Source organism: Enterobacter sp. CPE_E1241 (genome assembly GCF_045618265.1).
GTDB classification, from domain to species: Bacteria; Pseudomonadota; Gammaproteobacteria; order Enterobacterales; family Enterobacteriaceae; genus Enterobacter; species Enterobacter adelaidei.
In genome coordinates this window covers 4,068,399-4,086,757 of sequence record NZ_JBIWYV010000001.1, presented here as the reverse complement: position 1 = coordinate 4,086,757, position 18,359 = coordinate 4,068,399, and the positions used below count along the sequence as shown (strand labels likewise).

The 18,359-nt window shown below is 52.6% G+C and carries 21 protein-coding genes and 3 pseudogenes; 12 read left to right on the top strand and 12 right to left on the bottom strand.

Annotated elements, in window-relative coordinates; genetic code table 11:
* Nucleotides 1-13 precede the first annotated feature (13 nt).
* The 11 genes from ACJ9Y9_RS20005 to ACJ9Y9_RS19955 form a co-directional block, all read right to left on the bottom strand.
* Nucleotides 14-268 carry a hypothetical protein gene (locus tag ACJ9Y9_RS20005; protein ID WP_009652519.1) on the bottom strand — a complete coding sequence of 85 codons (255 nt, stop codon included), beginning with the start codon at nt 266-268 and terminating at the stop codon, nt 14-16.
* The gene (locus ACJ9Y9_RS20000) at nt 268-1,086 is read right to left on the bottom strand and encodes a DUF932 domain-containing protein (RefSeq protein ID WP_009652424.1); all 819 of its coding nucleotides are present in this window, start codon (nt 1,084-1,086) and stop codon (nt 268-270) included. The genes ACJ9Y9_RS20005 and ACJ9Y9_RS20000 overlap by 1 nt, the downstream gene beginning before the upstream one ends.
* Nucleotides 1,087-1,189: 103 nt before the next feature.
* On the bottom strand, nt 1,190-1,423 hold the full coding sequence (locus ACJ9Y9_RS19995; RefSeq protein ID WP_009652474.1) for a DUF905 domain-containing protein: 234 nt from the start codon (nt 1,421-1,423) through the stop codon (nt 1,190-1,192).
* 55 nt (nt 1,424-1,478) lie between these two features.
* Nucleotides 1,479-1,700 carry a hypothetical protein gene (locus ACJ9Y9_RS19990; protein WP_009652443.1) on the bottom strand — a complete coding sequence of 74 codons (222 nt, stop codon included), beginning with the start codon at nt 1,698-1,700 and terminating at the stop codon, nt 1,479-1,481.
* An 82-nt stretch (nt 1,701-1,782) separates the two neighbouring features.
* A complete protein-coding gene (locus ACJ9Y9_RS19985) occupies nt 1,783-2,295 on the bottom strand; it encodes a DUF4234 domain-containing protein (RefSeq protein WP_009652395.1) in 513 nt (170 codons plus the stop codon).
* A 48-nt stretch (nt 2,296-2,343) separates the two neighbouring features.
* Complete coding sequence (locus ACJ9Y9_RS19980; RefSeq protein ID WP_009652431.1) at nt 2,344-2,814, bottom strand: hypothetical protein; 471 nt, start codon at nt 2,812-2,814, stop codon at nt 2,344-2,346.
* A gap of 46 nt (nt 2,815-2,860) precedes the next feature.
* Nucleotides 2,861-3,172: a hypothetical protein gene (locus tag ACJ9Y9_RS19975; RefSeq protein ID WP_009652410.1), complete on the bottom strand. Its 312-nt coding sequence runs from the start codon at nt 3,170-3,172 to the stop codon at nt 2,861-2,863.
* A 12-nt stretch (nt 3,173-3,184) separates the two neighbouring features.
* Nucleotides 3,185-3,451, bottom strand: a complete 267-nt coding sequence (locus tag ACJ9Y9_RS19970; RefSeq protein WP_009652486.1) for a hypothetical protein — start codon at nt 3,449-3,451, stop codon at nt 3,185-3,187.
* Nucleotides 3,448-4,176 carry a helix-turn-helix transcriptional regulator gene (locus ACJ9Y9_RS19965; protein WP_407226219.1) on the bottom strand — a complete coding sequence of 243 codons (729 nt, stop codon included), beginning with the start codon at nt 4,174-4,176 and terminating at the stop codon, nt 3,448-3,450. The genes ACJ9Y9_RS19970 and ACJ9Y9_RS19965 overlap by 4 nt, the downstream gene beginning before the upstream one ends.
* Before the next feature lie 261 nt (nt 4,177-4,437).
* Nucleotides 4,438-4,734 (bottom strand): membrane protein, encoded by a 297-nt coding sequence (locus ACJ9Y9_RS19960; protein WP_009652512.1) that lies wholly within the window; start codon nt 4,732-4,734, stop codon nt 4,438-4,440.
* A gap of 349 nt (nt 4,735-5,083) precedes the next feature.
* Nucleotides 5,084-6,052: a hypothetical protein gene (locus tag ACJ9Y9_RS19955; protein ID WP_016154453.1), complete on the bottom strand. Its 969-nt coding sequence runs from the start codon at nt 6,050-6,052 to the stop codon at nt 5,084-5,086.
* A gap of 1,606 nt (nt 6,053-7,658) precedes the next feature.
* Here ACJ9Y9_RS19955 and ACJ9Y9_RS19950 point away from each other — a divergent pair.
* From ACJ9Y9_RS19950 to tssB, 8 genes and pseudogenes are all read left to right on the top strand, one after another.
* Entirely contained in the window at nt 7,659-8,027 is a 369-nt protein-coding gene (locus ACJ9Y9_RS19950) for a hypothetical protein (protein ID WP_009652475.1), read from the top strand.
* A gap of 171 nt (nt 8,028-8,198) precedes the next feature.
* On the top strand, nt 8,199-8,768 hold the full coding sequence (locus ACJ9Y9_RS19945; RefSeq protein ID WP_016154452.1) for an inovirus Gp2 family protein: 570 nt from the start codon (nt 8,199-8,201) through the stop codon (nt 8,766-8,768).
* 152 nt (nt 8,769-8,920) lie between these two features.
* The gene (locus ACJ9Y9_RS19940) at nt 8,921-9,160 is read left to right on the top strand and encodes an AlpA family transcriptional regulator (RefSeq protein WP_009652493.1); all 240 of its coding nucleotides are present in this window, start codon (nt 8,921-8,923) and stop codon (nt 9,158-9,160) included.
* Between the two features lie 289 nt (nt 9,161-9,449).
* Nucleotides 9,450-9,869, top strand: coding sequence for a putative zinc ribbon protein (locus ACJ9Y9_RS19935; protein ID WP_016154451.1), 420 nt, complete (start codon nt 9,450-9,452; stop codon nt 9,867-9,869).
* Entirely contained in the window at nt 9,857-10,273 is a 417-nt protein-coding gene (locus ACJ9Y9_RS19930) for a putative zinc ribbon protein (protein WP_009652429.1), read from the top strand. The genes ACJ9Y9_RS19935 and ACJ9Y9_RS19930 overlap by 13 nt, the downstream gene beginning before the upstream one ends.
* 75 nt (nt 10,274-10,348) lie before the next feature.
* Nucleotides 10,349-10,915: an inovirus-type Gp2 protein gene (locus tag ACJ9Y9_RS19925; protein ID WP_009652434.1), complete on the top strand. Its 567-nt coding sequence runs from the start codon at nt 10,349-10,351 to the stop codon at nt 10,913-10,915.
* A gap of 76 nt (nt 10,916-10,991) precedes the next feature.
* A complete protein-coding gene (locus ACJ9Y9_RS19920; RefSeq protein WP_009652485.1) occupies nt 10,992-11,597 on the top strand; it encodes a DUF2913 family protein in 606 nt (201 codons plus the stop codon).
* A 736-nt stretch (nt 11,598-12,333) separates the two neighbouring features.
* Nucleotides 12,334-12,638 (top strand): annotated as a pseudogene (tssB, locus tag ACJ9Y9_RS19915) (type VI secretion system contractile sheath small subunit); the annotation flags it as partial.
* Here the strand turns inward: tssB and ACJ9Y9_RS19910 are convergent.
* A pseudogene (locus tag ACJ9Y9_RS19910) lies at nt 12,636-13,022 on the bottom strand (transposase); the annotation flags it as partial. The pseudogenes tssB and ACJ9Y9_RS19910 sit on opposite strands and share 3 nt — an antisense overlap.
* A gap of 272 nt (nt 13,023-13,294) precedes the next feature.
* On the opposite strand from ACJ9Y9_RS19910, the pseudogene ACJ9Y9_RS19905 reads away from it, so the two are divergent.
* The 4 genes and pseudogenes from ACJ9Y9_RS19905 to ACJ9Y9_RS19890 all read left to right on the top strand — a co-directional run.
* Nucleotides 13,295-13,420: pseudogene (locus ACJ9Y9_RS19905) on the top strand (hypothetical protein); the annotation flags it as partial.
* Nucleotides 13,421-13,539: 119 nt separating this feature from the next.
* Nucleotides 13,540-13,662 (top strand): hypothetical protein, encoded by a 123-nt coding sequence (locus ACJ9Y9_RS19900; RefSeq protein WP_369700765.1) that lies wholly within the window; start codon nt 13,540-13,542, stop codon nt 13,660-13,662.
* Between the two features lie 304 nt (nt 13,663-13,966).
* Nucleotides 13,967-15,181 carry an efflux RND transporter periplasmic adaptor subunit gene (locus ACJ9Y9_RS19895; protein ID WP_009652401.1) on the top strand — a complete coding sequence of 405 codons (1,215 nt, stop codon included), beginning with the start codon at nt 13,967-13,969 and terminating at the stop codon, nt 15,179-15,181.
* Nucleotides 15,181-18,354: an efflux RND transporter permease subunit gene (locus tag ACJ9Y9_RS19890; protein ID WP_009652455.1), complete on the top strand. Its 3,174-nt coding sequence runs from the start codon at nt 15,181-15,183 to the stop codon at nt 18,352-18,354. Before ACJ9Y9_RS19895 ends, ACJ9Y9_RS19890 begins: the two co-directional genes overlap by 1 nt.
* Nucleotides 18,355-18,359 lie beyond the last annotated feature (5 nt).

Sequence of the window (18,359 nt, the reverse complement as noted above, 5' to 3'; positions counted from 1 at the left end):
AGTTTTTCCTTGTTTATTTATCGGGTTGGGGATGCTGGTTCAGCAGGAGTGACGGGCAGGACTGCGCATAGCCATCTTCATCGCACCGTGAGGGCCAGATGCTGTCAGATACAGACAGTCGGCACAGGCTGAGCTCGCCGGGACGGTAGCAAAGATGTCTGCACCAGGCGCAGAGGTCATCGTCGGAGATGGAACGGCAGCCGGACTGGTTTTGCAGGGAAACGGGCCAGACAGCCGTCAGACGGGTATTTGCAGGAATGTGCTGCATCAGCTCAGTGCCTGCTGCAGTTCTTCGGCCATCACCCAGAGCGCGCGGTTGAGTTTGATATCCCCGTCGATACCGTTAACCGCACGAGTGTGGGTACGTTTACCCTGTGCGGTGCGTCCGCTCAGCCCGCCTTTCAGCAACGATTCCTGAATGCGGTTATAAACGGTCCACAGGTCGTCCTGATGGTCCTCATACCGTCGCGGTGTCAGTATCTGCGCTGCGGTCACCGGCTGATATTCTTCACCAAAGCGGTATGTCAGTGCGGCGTTCGCCAGGGCATGTTGCGCGGGTGCTGGTAGTCGAAGTGACTGCATGGCCTCGCGCTTTTCTTCCACCCGATCAAAGACACCGAGCACTTCATAAGCCCCCTCAATCACTTTCCCGGCCACATCGCCACGATGCGGTACACGAATTTCACCGAACGACTGTCCGCAGACGAGCCCGTTGGTGCAGATGGCTCTGAACAGCCCCGGCAGCATCTGGTATGAGCTGCTACCATCGTGCGAGTTAAGCAAAATGATTTCGGGAACCTGCTGGCCGGTTATCTGACCGGTACGACGCAGGCGCAGCAGATGTTTGGTGTGCTCCCGGCGGTCAGGGTCGCGTACGCGTGACTGGCAGGCGAAGAAGGGTTCAAAGCCTTCGCGTTGAAGATTTTCGAGCAGAGTAATGGTGGGTATGTAAGCGTATTTTTCGCTCCTGGAACCGTGGCGATCTGCACTGAATACGCTGGGAACGACCTGCATCAGTTCTTCGCGGGTTAACGGACGATCGCGACGGATCTGGTTTGTCCGTCCAAAGCGGCTGGCTAGTCTCATGGTAAATTCCTTATTGTTGATTTAACGGCATAAACAAAACAGCCATGCTCCTGTGGGAGCATGGCTTTTTTGTGTGGTCGCTATTGGGTTAAGCTGTGGTGTGTCAGTGTTTGGGGATCCCGTGGCTGAGCAGATAGCGGTTAAGCCATTCCCCGGCACTGGCTTCAAAATTCCAGGCCCGCCAGATTAACGTCCCCTCGCTGTCGCGAATAACCAGCCGAAAGTGCGTACCCTGGTCATCTTCTATAGTGACGTTGTGGTAAAGCGTGACCACGGCTTCAGCCTGTCGGCGGGTGAATTGCCCTGGCGGTAACGACGTATCGTCAGTGACTTGCATATTCAGTTCCTGATGAATGGCATAAAACAAAATGCCCCGCTCAGTGAGCAGGGCATCAGTGGGTTAAGTGTGTGGCAATAAGCTGCAGTATCTGTTCCATGAGCGCTGTGATTAAGGCACCTGCGAGCAGGGTTGCCGCCTGTCTGGCGATGTAAATACTGTCTTCGTCATAGCCTTCTTCGCGGAAGTGGTCTTCCACAAACTGCTGCGCCCGGCTGCTGGCGCACCACGTCAGCACCTGACGCAGGGTGTTGAGCACGATTTTCAGTAATGTCATTGGGTCAAATCTCAGAGGGGGGATCCGGATGAATCTGGGGCACACAGGAATGCCCCGGCCGGATAATAAGAGGAGAGCTGCGTTACTGCGGTGACGGAGACTCCGGCGGCACAGGGGCCTGACCATGAATAATGCGGTGCTTCGCCAGTGCCTGCGGCATATCGTTGATGCAGTATGTAATGTAGAAGACGTTGAGCACCACGGTATAAAACGCATTCATCTTCAGGTCAAACCGGAAGGTGTTCAGCGCATAGTGTCGCAGTGCTGCTCTGGCCTTAAAGGCCCAGACGATGTACATCACGCCGCAGGTGAGCGACAGAATGCCGCTTAAGGCCAACAGTGTATCGCTGCCCGTGTAGTAGCCCGCCAGGTCCGGTGAGGCCATCACGCCGAACTGTCGTCCGAGCCCAAAACAGACGGCGAGCCAGATGATAAACAGATTGCCGCAAACCGGATATCCGGTGGTGTCGCTGATAATCTGCTGTTTTCGGTACAGCCACAGTAACGGCCAGATGCCGCAGGTGGCGACGGTGAGTAGAACAAAATGCAGGGTTGGCGTCGTCAGTCGCTGGCTGAGTGTCGAAATGTCGGTCATATCGTATTGTCCTTGATTGATTTTGCTGTAAACCGGGGATGCGCCGGGTTACCCGGCGGTCAGTGTCGTGCATTCGGGCATATCAGCCAGAACCTTGTGAACGTTTCCAGCCGAAGGGGTAAAGTGCCCCACCTGTTTGTCGTTGACGTAAATCTCAAACGACGTTGCTTTTCTGATGGCATCAATGAACGACAGCCAGGCGTTGTCGCCGTTACGCCAGCCCAGAGAGGACGGCAGGGGGAACGTCTGGTCATCCGTGACGACGGTGATGGCGGTTTTCTCATCCTGTGAATCGGCACCGCTGCCGTCAGGCAGGGTGAGCATGACGTGATGCTGCAGGATATTCTGGTCGTCAGGGTTGCCGGTGCAGTTCAGGTTCATCATCACGTTTTCCGGGCTGGTGATGATGTACTCGGTGACGCCCATACCGAAGCCACTGCTCCACATATTGGGGACCGCCTGTGCCGTGATGGCAAAGGTCAGTAATCCTGCTGACAGGATGGCGTGCATGAATCGCATGGTATTTTTCCTTCTCAGTCAAAAATGTTGTTGGGGGGCAGCCGTGTTACATGAGTTGTTTACCCACGACGATAAGTCCGGCCAGCCAGCCGATATACTGTGGGCCCACAAGCCAGAACAGACGGGCCTTGAGTAATCCGGTCATTCCTTCGCGGGTGTATACCGCATCCGGCATCAGCCATTGTCGAAGAGCAGCACCGACCGTCATACCGGCTCCGGGCCCAAGCGTCATCCAGAACAGATATTCCATTCCCTGACCAAAACTGCGTATCTCGCCGGTACTCCCGAACACGTTAAACAGCACGACCACAAGCGCGATGGCGAAGGCAATCGCGAAATATTTAATGACAAGCGCCATGTTCAGATTTCCTTATTTTCTGCACTGCTGAGCAGCGCTCAGCATGTTGTCCATGAAGCGCGGGGGGACATAACCGTATTGCTGGTTCATTTTCTCCAGCTCCCCGTGCGTATATTTCGTTTTGAGGTCATCCCGGATACATCCGCAGACGGCGGTAGTACCGCCGCCTGATTTGCATCCCCGGATAAACTCGCGTTCATTTTTGTCGCCACAGCCGCTCAGGGTTACGGCAGACAACATCAGGGTGAAGAGCAGCAGAGGGCCTTCGACAGGTTTCACGATTTGACTCCTTTGGGTCTGGATGGATGTTCAGGGTGTTGTTCCCTGAAGGTGTGAATGACATCACTGATAAAGTGAAAGTGGGGCAGTGCGCTGATAAATCCCTCTTCAGTAATGAGCGAACTGATTTCGCTCCGGCGACGGAAGGTTTGCTCTGAGAGTGAGGCCGAGATAATGTCTTCCAGCCGGAACACCCGAAGGCTCCCCCGGCAACAGACGACCAGATACCAGTGCTGATGCCGGTAAATCAGGCGGTAAGGCTCCTGCTCATCGTGACGGACACCGCCGACCAGCAGACTGACCACCCGGTGATGACAAATGGCTTCGGCCAGACGATGAAAACTGTCAGCCTGTGTCCATGCTGGCGGTAAGTCGTGCCAGATAAAGCAGGGTGAGGTGCCCGTTTCATTCATCAGCAGGTGCATCAGTTGCCGGTTCTGCGACGGGATAATGCGTGCGATACCGGTACTGCGGGCAAAGGAAACGGCCCCCGGAGAGTGATCACGCGTGGCGCTCTCACTGAGCCGATACGTGCCGTTCTCCCCGATAATGTCGAGGTGGACCAGCCGTTGATGTAAGTCACGACGCAGGGTGCGTATCGATACACCAAACTCACCGGACAGTGTCTGAAGGGTCAGCGTTTCTCCGGCCATTAACCGGCTGATAATGACCGACAATCTGACGGCCAGCCGGTCGTAGCGGGCCTCTTCATCGGGTCGTTGCATGGACGCTCCGTGTGCGATAAATAGGTTGATATTTCATGCGGTTATTATGCGGGCGGGGAGGGACACGTTATGTCCATCCCCCGTAATGGCGGAAAAGAAAAAGTAAAATTCATCTTTCAGTAAACAGGAGAATTAACAAAGGGTTAGTGCCAGGTAGCTGAAATGACGACAGCATGCTGACACGCCCTGTCATCAGTCGTGCCGTAGCGAGTACGGTCAGCGGCTCAGGCTTTGTGCAGGATGGGCTGACCCTTATTAACGTTACGGTGCACTGAAGATATGCTCGCACTGCGTGCAGCCGTATTCATCAAAGACGGTACCGTCCAGTTGTTCTCCGGCCAGAGAGCCTGCCACCGCACCAGCACAGGCGCCGGACAGAAAACCAATGAGGCCTCCGGCTATCGTACCGACAACCGGAATGACTGAACCTATCAGCGCACCGGTGGAGGCTCCTTCAAGCCCGGCAATGCCTCCGGCTGTTGCGCCAATGACCCCACCCGTCTTTTTACCCACATGGCGCAGTCGTATGTTTTGCGAACCGCAATTCGGACAATGCATTTCTTTCTCCCTTATTACTGGCAATAAATAGCCGCCTTCATGAGCTGGCGGACCGTGTATCAGAGAGACCTGGGTACCGGAACAGAAAGCATAGCTGTGACTTAGCGCGAGAAGCATACGCACGGGTATTTTGTGGGACAGTTGACCCGGGAGAAGGAATAACGACGGTAACAGGGTATCGGGACCCCGTTTGTTCTTACTGGACACATTAACCTCCGTGAGTGAAATAACAAAACGGCAGCACTTCTGCTGCCGTTCTCACACCGGTAATATAGGTCTGAAATTATTTTGAATGTCATTTCTGGTCTGTATTACTGCCTCCGCTCACCTTGTTTTTAGCGCAAAGCCCTCACTCACCACCACAGGTTTTTCGGTAATGGTCATTAATCAGCATTTCCAGCATATCACTGATGCGAACTCCGCTACGTTCTGCCATAAAGTCCAGTCGAGTTTTTGTTTCGTTCTTCAGGTACGTATTGAGTGCTTTTTTATCGGTACGGGACTGACGTAATTTTTGCTGGTTCCAGGCTTTATTCAGGTTCAGAAGGAATAAACGCTTTGTATCCGGTGCATCGTCCCATAAGTCGATCGCCGTGCGCAGGGCTAAATTGCGTTCAGAATGACTCAGGGGGGTAAACCAGGTACTCATTCCTGGCGTTGAAATATTTAATGAGAGCCCGATAGTGGGCGCATTTCTTTCTTCCTGAAGCGATTTGAGGCTGTTCCATGCCCACAGTACCGCGTCTTCTTCATTAGGTAACCATTTCAGCGGAGCTGGTTTGCTGTAAATATTTTTCCACTGGTCTTTCAGCCTGTCCATGACCTGGCGCTTGAGATGATTTACCGGTGGGGTCGGAATAATAATGTTGTCGAAAAAAGAGATGATAATATTAATTCTTTCCTGGTGGCTTGTCGGAGATACACTCAGATTCATTCGCTGATACCAGTTCTTTCCGAACTCTGCATTTGCTGGTTTGTCAATACCAAGTTCGTAGTCTCCGGCCTTGCAAATATACGCCCATAACCAGAATGTTGCCCGTTCATCCTGTTCTAGCCAGTCAAAACTTTCCAGCGGAAGGATGTTTTCATCACGGGCTGTTTCCATATCAGAAAAAAGTCTTGCCCGCTGTTCTGCATTCGGTATGAACTGATTAATCAGTTTGTTGAGTGCCTGTCGACAACTTTCTGCATCCTGGTGAGGAATGTCACGGGTGTTAATTATTTTATTAACACCCAGCCACCCGGCATAAAAAGCACAGACTCTCAGGTCACGGGTTTTTATAAGATGTTGTCTGCCATTGTCGTAATGTACAACCATTGTGGATACCTGTAATCGTAAACTACATAGTAGTGGTTATGGTGGTGATTGTTGTAGCTACACAGTATCACGATGATGGTTTTATCGTCACTTAAAAACACATCTGGTAGTCATCGTGAGGTTTTATTGTTGATTTATACTGGTTTTGACAAGGTTTTACCATGGTTTTAAAGTTGTCATTTTCTTTGTTTATCTCTCAGATGCTTCTCTGTTTACTGGATGAGTATCGTCTCAATAGGTTATCTTGTTCTCCTGCATGCTTTCGTTTTCATCCCCATCATGGTGCCTGGTTCGCTTCAGGGGGCATTTCTGGTATCAGGTCGGGCTGCCATGAGGTATTTCCATTTTGTTGCTCATAATCAGGATTGAGGGCTTCTGCGGGCAGTGATGATACGGGGTTAATTTGATTGAGGTTATTTGATATGACGTGGTGTCTATTTTCATGTTATTGAAAAAAGATAATTCCAGAGTAACTGATGCAGGCGTTTGTTGTAGGTAAGTGCTGTCTGGCGTGGTTATCTTCATAGCTATTGTTATGCCTGGCGTGTTGGATTGGTATTAATATATTAAAGAAGGGGTCTTATCATTTGTAACAGTAATCGATGATGTGTTATCAGTAAGTGGGTTATGCCTGGGAGGTATTATTATCTGAAGGTATTCACTAAGGGGATAGTACTATTGGATGGTATCCATTGAGCAATCATTGCCATCAGGTAAGAAATACACCATTCAATGTAGTCACAACCTGAATGTTTAGCACTCATTAAAAATCTATCATTAAGAAAACAGAATTGAATTGAGTCGATATTACCATTGACTAGTCCTCGTCAGGATAAAAGTGAAGATGATTAACATCAGTAATCTAATAATCATAACGACAGGGTGGTTACTGGTTAACAGTAACGTTTTGGGTGAATGGTCATGCCTGAAAATCAGCAGGTGAGTATCAATGGTTTATTACTGGTCTGCGTATTAGTGATGAGCGTTAAATGCTCAGTCAGTGAACTAACCTGTAGTAAGCCTGTCGGTATTGCTCTGTCTGCCTGATATTGACGCTTACAATACCTGTCAGTTACAGATACTACGGTGACCCGTTATCCCTGAAAGTTTTTTGATATGTGTAAACAAGGCCATTGGTAACGACTGTAAACGGGGCATTATCCGTGTTGGTGATAATAGTCATGATTGTATCGTAAACAGAATAACCCGATTGAGGTGACGTGGAATAGGGTGATTATCCTGGTAATCACCGCAAGCTATTTAATAAGTAATTGAGCGCTGTAGTGTCTTATACCGCCATAGCTTCCTGTGAGCCTGCATAAGCGCATTGAATAACACGATAGTGGAAATCTGTGGTTAGTATGAATATGGCGCTCCTGATGCGTTACAGGGCGTTTTAGCAGTAGTCCCGATAACGATTATTTATCGGGCTTATTGAACGGGGTAATAATATCATGACAGCAATGAGGGACTGGTACAGGGGCTCTTGCCCCGGGTATATACATCCCTCTGGGGTAATATTTGCTTTTCAGGGTAACCACAACCTATTTTGGGTCCAGGTCAATACAAGGGCATCGCAATCTTCAGCTGCTTCTGTAAGCCAGAATTGCAGCGACTTAACAGTTTCGATCTTCGCTACTGGCCTGACATTGCCGGGATCATTCGCTCACTGGGGATGGAAGAGGTGGAGGTAACATTCAGGGATGAAGCGACAGAGGCAATTATCAACGCCCGCAGACCTTCACAGACGGATTTCTTCAGAGCGTTATTCGATAACATCAGTAACCAAAAAACCGGGGATTACTACGCCTTGTCACGGAGTTTTAAACTCTCCGATACAGCACTGGCGACGATTTGTAATATCACCCGTGATTTGCCACCCGATGAACTCGTTGACGCCGCTTATGTCAAGCGTACCCGCCATCGTCTAACGGGAAGACTGTTTTTTCGCAGCCTTCGGGTCACCCGGCATTAGAACCGATTTCTGAGAGGCGATTACCCTTTACGCAATCATTCTGCCAGCCACGATATTTTACTGAAGCCAGCCGTCTCTGAGGGATCGACTGGCGGACTCGCTGAAGGCAATAAGTTTTTTTTAACAGCACCGGTAATGGTTATGAACGATAACCCACCGGAGTCCATTTTAATGAGTTACACATACGACCCTTACTGGCAGCAACGCATCGCTGATACCTTCAGTTGCGCTCTTAACGCTTACACCCGCTTACTGGCCCTGCGTGTTGACCTCCGTCTGCCGGATACGCCAGCGGCCACCGATGCTGCTGTTATCTCCCGCTTCACCGATTCCCTGAAAGCCCGGATTGATGCCCTTCAGACGCGTCAACGTCGCGAGGGCAAACGCGTCTGGCCGACCACGCTGCGTTTTATCTGGGCGCGGGAGTTTGGTGAAATCAAAGGGAAGAAGCATTACCACGCGGTGCTGTTGCTGAACCGCGATACGTGGTGCGGACCGGGAGATTACAAAGACCCGGATTCGCTTGCAGGTATGATTAAACAAGCGTGGTGCAGCGCCCTGAAGGTGGATGCACAGGCGCATGCCGTTCTGGCTCGTTTCCCGGCGAGTCCAGTCTCATGGTTGACACGTGGCGATGGTGCTCAACTGCAACAGGCCCTGTCGCAGGCGGCCTATTTAGCCAAGCTGGAGACCAAAATCACCGGTGACGGTGAGCGTAACTTCGGTTGCAGCCGTGGCTGAGCCAGACATATCTCGATTCATCAGGCCTGATTGTGCGGGCCGGGTAATTTTTTACAACGTTCCCCTATCCTCTGAGGAGAACCGGTAACCCCATGATTCAACCACCACCGGACGTCTCCCGATAGCCATATCCTCAGAGGGAGAAAAATACCATGACCACGTTGAATACGAATATTAATGCCAGCCCTGACACACTGCTTTCAGCTCAGGACCCGCTTATCGACATGACCTTTATCACCACGTTTACCGGGATGACCGACAAATGGTTTTACAAACTGATTGGCGACGGGTTGTTTCCGAAACCCATCAAGCTGGGGCGCAGCTCCCGCTGGCGCAGAAGCGAGGTGGAAGCCTGGATGCAGCAGCGTATTGCTGATTCCCGTGGCGTCTGAGCAGGGAGGATATCTGAATGGAAAAACGACGCCGCACTCAGCCACAGGCCATCCCGGTTCGCTGGACGTGTCCCCGTTGCCGGCGACAGTACTGTGGCGCCAGACCCTGTCCCGTTTGTTTCAGACCCACCGACGCACCTGCACAACCGTAACCTTTCTGTATTCCGGTGCCGACCACCAACCGTACCGACCCGCTAACGCATAACTGAACCGCCATTCACCCTGCCACGCTGCCCGTACCGGGACGGCTGACGCCTGCGTGTCGTCTGGCGGTAAGGAGAGTACCACTATGTATGCAAAATCGTTTATGGCTCTGGACGGCAACGGCCGTCTCACGGGAGCCATAACCGCGCAGACCGCGCCGTATGACCGCTACAGCTGCCATCTGTGTGCCAGTGCCCTGCAGTACCATCCTGAATACGACACCGAACGTCCGTGGTTTGAACATCATGCAGCAAAGCTTTCGGAGAACGGTCGACAGCACTGCCCGTATGTAAAGCCCGGGGTGAGGGAGACCCGCCATATCCGGCAACTGCAGTCTTATGTACCGGAAGCCCGTCCCCTGGTTTTCTACGCAGACTGGCACTGTCACGGCTGCGGCAGTGATTACCACGGTGAGCGCTACTGCCTCACCTGCCGGACGGGCGAGCACAGTGATGTGCGTGCTGATACCAACCGGATAGAGGAAGTGACGGCATGCGCATGCTGAAATGTTATCTGGCCAATGACCGCGAAGGCCACTTCGCGACAGCCGGGGAGGCCGTGAGTGCGCCGGGGCAGATATGGAGCTGCGCGTCCTGCGGCTGTCGACTGGTGCTCCATGCGGGGACATACGGGGAGCCGCCGTGGTTTGAACATGACCAGCAGAGCGTGGCCCGGCATGTGCTGATGGCCTGCGCCCACCTTGACCCGGAAGTGAAAACCGAAGCCCGGCACCGAAAGCTGCGCAGTCTCATCAACGGGCTGGAAGCGACGGTAATGGTGCTCTCCTGGTACTGCGTGTGGTGCGGCGACCATTACCAGGGCGTGAAGCACTGTCCCCGGTGTCTGACTGGTATCTACAGCATCGAAGAAGCGCACTGGCAGAGAAACTACTGCTGCAGTACCAGATAGTTCCCCGTCTTTATGAACCAGATACCGCCGTAGAGGCGGTGTCCTCCCTGATTTAACCTAAAGAGAGTCTGCATTATGAATCATTCTTACATACGGGCGTCTGATGCTGTCAGCGCGGATGCCGTCAGCACGCGTGCATTTCTGCAACAGGCCGTTGACCATTACCCGCGACTGGCGGCATTCAGCTTTACGCTGGCGCTACCGTATCGTGAAGCCATGAGCGAATACCGGTCATTGATTCTGCGTTTTCACTCTGAAGTCTGGCAGCGCACCGGCGAATATTCGCGCCAGCGTCAGCAGGCACGACATCGTTCACTCCCGACGCTGTTACGCTGGATATGGGAGACGGCCAGCGCACCGGAGTGCAAAATGGTGCTGCTGCTCAATCTCGATACGCTGGGTACAGGGCGAAACCTGCAACTGACCGACAGTGCGCCTCCGGGGCTTAACGCCATCATCGCCGACGCATGGCAAAAGGTGACCGGTACCGCCTGCACTGACGGTGTAACGAGTATGACGCAGATCATTATTAACCGCGTCGCTCAGGGAGTCTTCGCAACACCCTTTAACCAGCTTACCGTGCATGTTAAGGCCATGTCAGAGCCAATAGCAACGGCCAGAACGGGGATGATTTGTCCGTGAAAGTAATAGCTTCTCTAATTAATGGGGGAGTTATCCAGGTCTTCCCCGGTGTCTGCAGCGCCGATATAATCCCTGAATGAAAAAAGCTCACGATACCTTACCCCCGGAACAAACCGTCACAGCACTTGCGCATTTCGCCTGGTGCGCCCTTGTCGCCTTACGTACCGCTCAGCAGGATGGTCAGGCATTGTCGCCACTCAGCACGCATGCATTTATACTGCGCTGGTTAACGGTGGCGTATAAGCAAAAACGGTTTCCACGTGCAATCGCATCTGATATTGAGGGATTGCTGACGCTGGGGCGTAACAAAGGCCTTGCCGCCAGCTTATTCAGTCGTCTGGAATATCTGTGGTCTTCGTGCACCGGACCGGTGTCAGCGCAGTCGGATTTGTATCGGCTGACGTACGCAATTGAACAGCTTAAATCGCGGGGCTGGGTCAATGCAGCGGTGAGTGACAGGGACTGGGACAATGAAACGCTTCTGGCCCTGGAATACAGCGATGCGAATGCACTGCTGGTAAGGAAGTCGGCACTGACCTGCGGATTTTCGGATGGAGGGAAACTCGTTGCGCCGGTTGAGTTTCTTGTGAATGGCGACTTGTCAGCCTGTATGGCTGTTTTTGCGGCTCATACACTGTCGGCTGTCATGCTGGAGTCGAATCGGATCGTGTTACAACCTTGAGCAGTAAAACAACCGTTCTCAACCCGCAGCAAAGCTCATCACTGTCCACGTCTGTCTTTCTGTAAACCGAACGGGTGTTGTTCCTGGTCGCGCTAATGCACCGGCGGCTGAGATATTCATATCGCTGGTACAGGTATGAGATATGCGTAAAGTCCGGGCGTTGCAATTCCTTTAATCTGAAAAAAAATAAATAAGCCCGGTTTACGTGAATAATAAGAAATGATGGAAACCTGAAACTGTCGCCAGTTTTTCACATGCTCAGTCACGTCCAGCTTCTCAATTTCTGATAAAAGTACAAAATCAGATATTTCACGTGACTGGTGATATTTTGTACAAATATACACCCTAAGCCAAATTGATCATTTTCTGTACATCCTTATCCCGCGGGGCCTGAAGGGTTATGGTGTAAAATTTTTATAAATCAGAAAGATGATATTTTTTTTGTTAAAAGCCAGGAATGTAAATCTTTGTTACATTTTTTCATTTTCGATCTGGCAGGGAACGTTCCCAAACTCCAGCCATTGGGCCTTATCCGAAATTTTTCATTTCAGACAAATACCCAGAAAATACAGTGTCGACATGCTGGTGGATGGAATGCGCCCGCTTTTTTTGGTTCCGGGATTTTTATTTACGTCGGATGACGCGAACCGGAAAGTTGTTCTGGCTGGGTAATTTTTTCTTATTTATTTTTCACTGGCATTGACCGTTTCTATCACTCCATAGAACAGGGACAGCCATGTCTAATTCTTCCTTTCAGTCCGAAATCCCTAAAGCGCGTATTAATTTAAAACTTGATTTGCATACCGGTGGTGCGAGCAAGAAAACGGAGCTCCCCCTGAAATTGCTCGTGGCGGGCGACTTCAGTAATGGTCAGGAGTCTGCCCCTTGTCTGAGCGCAAAAAAGTTGATTTGAATAAAAATAATTGTGATTCTGTCATTTCTGAATATTCCCCAAAAGTCAATCTTACCGTTAAAAACACGCTTGCTGATGATGGCAGTGAAGACAACATCAGTCTGACCTTCCGGAGCATGAAGGACTACCAGCGTCGGTGAGACATCCGCGTCATACAACTCTTTGAACGCAGCCACTATCTCACGGGTGGTCATCCCTTTGGCGTACAGTGACAGGATTTGGTTATCCATCCCGGTGATCCGGGTCTGGTTTTTCTTCACCAGTTGGGGCTCGAAGGAGCCGTCACGATCGCACGGCGTACGCAGTTCCAGCGGGCCATCGCCGGTGGTAACGGTTTTTGTGAAATAGCCGTTGCGGGAGTTGGCACCCGGTTTAGACTGATGTTTACCGTAGCCGAGGTGATGGAGCATTTCGGCGTTGAGGCGGCGCTCAACGTTGATTTTTTTCAGCAGGCGATCGAACTGGTTGAGATCGTCAGGGGTTTTGAGATTTTTGGTCAGTTCGTTAGCCAGAGCCTACAACTGTTTTTCGTCCATAAAGTAACCTGCTTTTGATGTTGAATTGAACATATCAAAATCAGGCAATTACACAAACTTGTGTACAGGCTCCATACAGCTAACCCGGCCCGTCACATCGTAATGTCAACCCGTAATGCATAACATCATGCAGCGTTCCATTAATGAGTCGGGAATCATATTCAACCTTCTTGAATCGCCACGGGTAATCTAGACACTTCCGAGCCGTTGATGGACTGACCCCACCCCGGTAGACGATCCTGCCCTATAGTAACGAGCGCATGGCAGACATGTCCCCGTTCTGGATGCTAAATGTTCTGAACAGCGCCGAACTGGTACTGGGGCAGTATCAGCGCCTGCAGCACAGCCCGCCAAGTACTGTGGTTCCGACCTTAATGGGGGCCGCCAGCTGTCAGTAAAGGTCAGTGTCTGACCCCGGAGACACGCGGACAGCCAAGCACCTACCAATCATCTGCTGGTCCCGCGCTAGCAAATCAGCCAGTTGCGTAAAGAAATGCGGCATGTTGTGCCGCTGGTTCTGAATGGTCAGGTTGGCAGCGCGATGACGAATGACATGCTGCCGCAGGCGGCTATCCCGGGAGAAGGGGGAAGGTCTGGCGTGAGTCTTCAGCGGTGAGCTCAATTGCTGCATGGGTCACTACCTTCGCCATATCTTGAGCATACTACCGGAGTAGTCCAGCAACAAAGTGGCCGAACTACTTCCATGGAACGTGGTTCTTCCCGATAAATAATCGTCAATACGGCGCTCGTTTAACGCTTACACATTAAATATTAATTAAGCCTGATTGGATGTTTTTCATTTTTTTTAATTGGTGTGCTTGACCTTCCAGTAACATCAACCTTTAGCCTTGTAAGAAATTGCTACAGCGCCGTTTTCGGATGGGCCGGGGCTGCCTGTGGCGTATGAAAGGATCACTGTTATGAAAATGAAAATTGGGGTTCTGATTGTGTCGGCCGCAATCATCGCCACTGCCGGGATTGCGTTTGCCCGGGATAGTGGCGGCAACGATGAGCCGGCCGCAGCGGCCGCACCTATGGCTCCCCAGGTTCCCGTAGCCGAAGTGCTCTCGCGTCAGATAGTCCCTTCGGCAGAGTTTACCGGTTCATTGGCGGCCCCAAAAACCGTAGAGCTACGCCCACGCGTTGGCGGTACCATCGACGCTGTCAGCGTACCTGAAGGCAGCATGGTGCGTCAGGGGCAGCTGCTGTTCCAAATTGATCCTCGTCCATTCCAGGTGGCTCTTGACAGCGCGCAAGCACGACTCAAGCAGGCAGAAGCGCTGGCTATCCAGGCCAATCGCGATTTTGAACGAGTTGGTCGGCTGGTGAACAATGGCGCGGTATCCCGGAAAGATTACGATGACGCCGCTTCTACACGTCATGCTCGTCAGGCTGAGGTGCAGGCTGCAAAGGCCGAGGTTGCGGCGGCGAAACTGGACTTGTCTTATTCGCGCGTGGTGGCACCGATTACCGGCCGCGTGGATCGCATGCTGGTGACTGAGGGAAATCTGGTCAGCGGCGGTGGTACGGGATCTGCGACGCTATTGACAACGATTGTTTCCGTCAATCCGCTATACGCTTACTTTGATATTGACGAAGCGACGTTCCTTAATTCAGTCAGCAAGGCACGTCCTGACGCAGTTAACAAGGTGGAAGAGCGTTTACCCGTGCATGTTGGGCTGGCGACAGAAAAAGGTTTCCCGCATCAGGGAACGCTCGATTTTGTCGGGAATCAGATCGATCGTAGTACCGGTACTGTCAGGGTACGTGCCGTAATCCCTAACGACGATGGGAAACTGACGCCAGGTGCCTTTGCCCGCGTGCAGCTGGCCACCGGTGCGGCACATCAGGCGATTCTGATTGACGATCAGGCGATAGGGAGCGATCAGGGACGCAACTATGTCCTGGTGGTGGGTGCGGATAATAAGGCGCAGTATCGCCCGATTGAGCTGGGCGCGGTGGTTGATGGTTTGCGCGTGGTCAAGAGTGGCCTGAAAGCCGGTGAGAACATTATTATCAAGGGGCTGGTGCGTCCCGGTATGGCGGTGACGCCGCGTTTGACCCCGATGCAGGCTTCTGGCGCGTCGGTTAGCGAGGGGGAAAAAGCCGGCTCCGTTGAAGGGGGAGGCCAATAATGAAATTCCCACACTTCTTCATCCAGCGGCCTATTTTCGCGATTGTGTTATCGGTGTTTATGCTGATAGCTGGCGCTCTGGCTTTCTTTCAGCTTCCGCTGAGTGAATACCCATCGGTAACACCGCCTACCGTGCAGGTTTCGGCAAGCTACCCTGGTGCTAACCCTAAGGTGATTGCTGACACCGTTGCTGCTCCACTGGAACAGGCAATCAACGGGGTGGAAGGCATGTTGTACATGAGTTCCCAGATGTCTGCCGACGGTCGAATGGTCTTGACGATTTCATTCCGGCAGGGAACCGACCCCGATATTGCGCAGATTCAGGTGCAGAACCGGGTTTCTCGGGCCTTGCCGCGCTTGCCGACTGAGGTGCAGCAGATCGGTGTCGTGACGGAGAAAACGTCACCGGATATCCTCATGGTTGTGCATATATTTGCACAGGGCGATCGCTACGATCCGCTTTATGTTTCCAACTATGCCATGTTGAACGTGCGTGATGAGCTATCACGCTTGCCAGGTATTGCCAGCGTCACGCTTGGGGGCGAGGGTGAATACGCGATGCGCGTCTGGCTGGATCCGACCAAAGTCGCTTCCCGCGGTTTGACGGCCAGTGATGTGACCGCAGCAATTCGTGAGCAGAATGTCCAGGTCGCGGCCGGTTCTGTCGGTCAACAGCCGAACAGCTCCTCAGCCTTCGAAGTCAGTATCAATGCCCAGGGGCGTCTGACCACCGTTGAGCAGTTTGGCGATATCGTGATCAAAGCTGGCGCTGACGGGCAGGTTACCCGCCTGCGCGATGTTGCGCGTCTGGAATTGGGATCGGACAACTATTCCCTGCGCAGCCTGCTGGACGATAAAAATGCCGTGGGTATGCACATCGTTATGACGCCAGGCGCCAATGCGCTGGACGTCTCTGCCTCGGTTCGGGCGACGATGGCGAGGCTGCAGGCCAACTTCCCGGAAGGTATCGAATACCGTATCGCTTATGACCCGACAGTGTTTGTCAGCGCCTCGTTGAAATCAGTGGCAATGACGTTGCTGGAGGCGACGGTGTTGGTGGTACTGGTGGTGATGCTGTTCCTGCAAACCTGGCGGGCTTCGATCATCCCTCTGGTCGCGGTACCTATTTCGTTGGTCGGTACTTTCGCCCTCATGTATTTGTTCGGCTTTTCGCTCAACACGCTGTCGTTGTTTGGTCTGGTGTTATCGATTGGTATCGTTGTCGATGATGCCATTGTGGTGGTTGAAAACGTCGAACGGCATATTGCACAGGGCCGTTCTCCGAAAGAAGCGGCAAGAAGGGCCATGGACGAGGTGACTGGCCCTATTTTAGCCATTACTTCCGTTTTGGCTGCTGTGTTTATTCCTTCTGCGTTCCTGTCAGGATTGCAGGGGGAGTTCTATCGCCAGTTCGCGCTGACCATCGCCATTTCGACGATCTTGTCTGCGATCAACTCGTTGACGTTGTCGCCGGCGCTGGCATCGGTTCTGCTTAGACCCCATCAGGATATGGCGCAGGCCGACAGGTTGACGCGCATCATGGATCGCGTATTCGGTGGTTTCTTCCGTCGCTTTAACGCTTTCTTCGATAGATTGTCGAACAACTACGTTGGCGCAGTCCGCCGGGCCGTACGCGGCAGTATCATCGTGCTGGTGCTGTATGCCGGTTTCCTGGGCCTGACACTGTTGGGGTTCCAGCAGGTTCCTAACGGTTTTGTGCCCGCTCAGGACAAATACTATCTGGTTGGGATTGCTCAATTGCCTTCCGGCGCCTCGTTGGATCGCACGGAAGCCGTAGTGAAAGAGATGTCCCGAATTGCGCTGGCGGAACCTGGAGTGGAAAGCGTCGTGGCGTTTCCTGGGTTGTCGGTAAACGGCCCTAACATGCCTAACTCCGCATTGATGTTTACCATGCTGAAACCCTTCAGTGAACGTAAGGATCCTTCGCTGTCTGCCGAGGCTATTGCCGGTAGCCTGATGGGGAAATTTAGCCAGATACCTGACGGTTTTGTCGGGATCTTCCCGCCACCACCGGTACCGGGGCTGGGCAGCATGGGAGGATTTAAACTCCAGATCGAAGACCGGGCAGGGCTTGGCTTTGAAGAGCTGACCCGTGTTCAAGGGATGGTTATGGCGAAGGCCATGCAGGCTCCTGAACTGGCAGGGATGATGGCCAGTTTCCAGACCAACGCACCTCAGTTGCAGGTTGATATCGACCGCGTCAAAGCCAAGTCTCAGGGCGTCGCACTGACCGATATCTTTGATACGTTGCAGGTGAATCTGGGGTCGCTGTATGTAAATGACTTTAACCGCTTCGGTCGTACGTATCGGGTGATCACTCAGGCGGATGCGCAATTCCGTATGCAGCCTGAAGATATCGGGTTGCTTAAAGTGCGTAATGCCGCGGGTGACATGATCCCACTGGGAACGCTGGTGAACATTACCCGTACCTCTGGACCAGACCGTGTTATGCGTTACAACGGTTATCCGTCGGCGGATATTACCGGTGGCGCAGCGCCTGGCTACTCCTCCGGACAGGCAACGGCAGCTATTGAGAAGATCGTTAGTGAAACGCTGCCTGAGGGAATGACATACGAATGGACCGATCTGACTTACCAGGAGAAGCAGACTGGCAACTCGGCGCTGTATATCTTCCCGTTGGCGGTGTTCCTGGCGTTCCTGATCCTGGCCGCACAATACAACAGCTGGTCGCTGCCGTTTGCGGTGCTGTTAATTGCCCCAATGGCATTACTTTCCGCGATCGCCGGGGTTTGGCTATCGAATGGAGATAACAACATCTTCACGCAGATTGGTTTTGTGGTGCTGGTGGGACTGGCGGCGAAAAACGCAATCCTGATCGTCGAGTTCGCTCGCGCCAGAGAGAGTGAAGGCGTCGATCCTCTGGCTGCTGTGCTGGAGGCCGCTCGCCTGCGTCTGCGCCCGATACTGATGACCTCGTTGGCATTTATTGCGGGGGTTGTGCCTTTGGTGATCGCGAGCGGTGCCGGTGCGGAAATGCGTCATGCCATGGGGATTGCCGTGTTTGCCGGGATGCTGGGGGTGACGCTGTTCGGACTCTTGTTGACGCCAGTGTTCTATGTCGTGGTCCGTAAGCTGGTTATTCGCCGGGAAATCAAGCAGGCACAGCGGGCAATCAGTGATTCACGGCCATGACGGGC

Coding starts and splice junctions, on each gene's coding strand:
- ACJ9Y9_RS20005 (WP_009652519.1), bottom strand. CDS start 268: ATGCAGCACATTCCTGCAAATACCCGTCTGACGGCTGTCTGGCCCGTT.
- ACJ9Y9_RS20000 (WP_009652424.1), bottom strand. CDS start 1,086: ATGAGACTAGCCAGCCGCTTTGGACGGACAAACCAGATCCGTCGCGAT.
- ACJ9Y9_RS19995 (WP_009652474.1), bottom strand. CDS start 1,423: ATGCAAGTCACTGACGATACGTCGTTACCGCCAGGGCAATTCACCCGC.
- ACJ9Y9_RS19990 (WP_009652443.1), bottom strand. CDS start 1,700: ATGACATTACTGAAAATCGTGCTCAACACCCTGCGTCAGGTGCTGACG.
- ACJ9Y9_RS19985 (WP_009652395.1), bottom strand. CDS start 2,295: ATGACCGACATTTCGACACTCAGCCAGCGACTGACGACGCCAACCCTG.
- ACJ9Y9_RS19980 (WP_009652431.1), bottom strand. CDS start 2,814: ATGCGATTCATGCACGCCATCCTGTCAGCAGGATTACTGACCTTTGCC.
- ACJ9Y9_RS19975 (WP_009652410.1), bottom strand. CDS start 3,172: ATGGCGCTTGTCATTAAATATTTCGCGATTGCCTTCGCCATCGCGCTT.
- ACJ9Y9_RS19965 (WP_407226219.1), bottom strand. CDS start 4,176: ATGCAACGACCCGATGAAGAGGCCCGCTACGACCGGCTGGCCGTCAGA.
- ACJ9Y9_RS19960 (WP_009652512.1), bottom strand. CDS start 4,734: ATGCATTGTCCGAATTGCGGTTCGCAAAACATACGACTGCGCCATGTG.
- ACJ9Y9_RS19955 (WP_016154453.1), bottom strand. CDS start 6,052: ATGGTTGTACATTACGACAATGGCAGACAACATCTTATAAAAACCCGT.
- ACJ9Y9_RS19945 (WP_016154452.1), top strand. CDS start 8,199: ATGAGTTACACATACGACCCTTACTGGCAGCAACGCATCGCTGATACC.
- ACJ9Y9_RS19940 (WP_009652493.1), top strand. CDS start 8,921: ATGACCACGTTGAATACGAATATTAATGCCAGCCCTGACACACTGCTT.
- ACJ9Y9_RS19935 (WP_016154451.1), top strand. CDS start 9,450: ATGTATGCAAAATCGTTTATGGCTCTGGACGGCAACGGCCGTCTCACG.
- ACJ9Y9_RS19930 (WP_009652429.1), top strand. CDS start 9,857: ATGCGCATGCTGAAATGTTATCTGGCCAATGACCGCGAAGGCCACTTC.
- ACJ9Y9_RS19925 (WP_009652434.1), top strand. CDS start 10,349: ATGAATCATTCTTACATACGGGCGTCTGATGCTGTCAGCGCGGATGCC.
- ACJ9Y9_RS19920 (WP_009652485.1), top strand. CDS start 10,992: ATGAAAAAAGCTCACGATACCTTACCCCCGGAACAAACCGTCACAGCA.
- ACJ9Y9_RS19900 (WP_369700765.1), top strand. CDS start 13,540: ATGCGGCATGTTGTGCCGCTGGTTCTGAATGGTCAGGTTGGCAGCGCG.
- ACJ9Y9_RS19895 (WP_009652401.1), top strand. CDS start 13,967: ATGAAAATGAAAATTGGGGTTCTGATTGTGTCGGCCGCAATCATCGCC.
- ACJ9Y9_RS19890 (WP_009652455.1), top strand. CDS start 15,181: ATGAAATTCCCACACTTCTTCATCCAGCGGCCTATTTTCGCGATTGTG.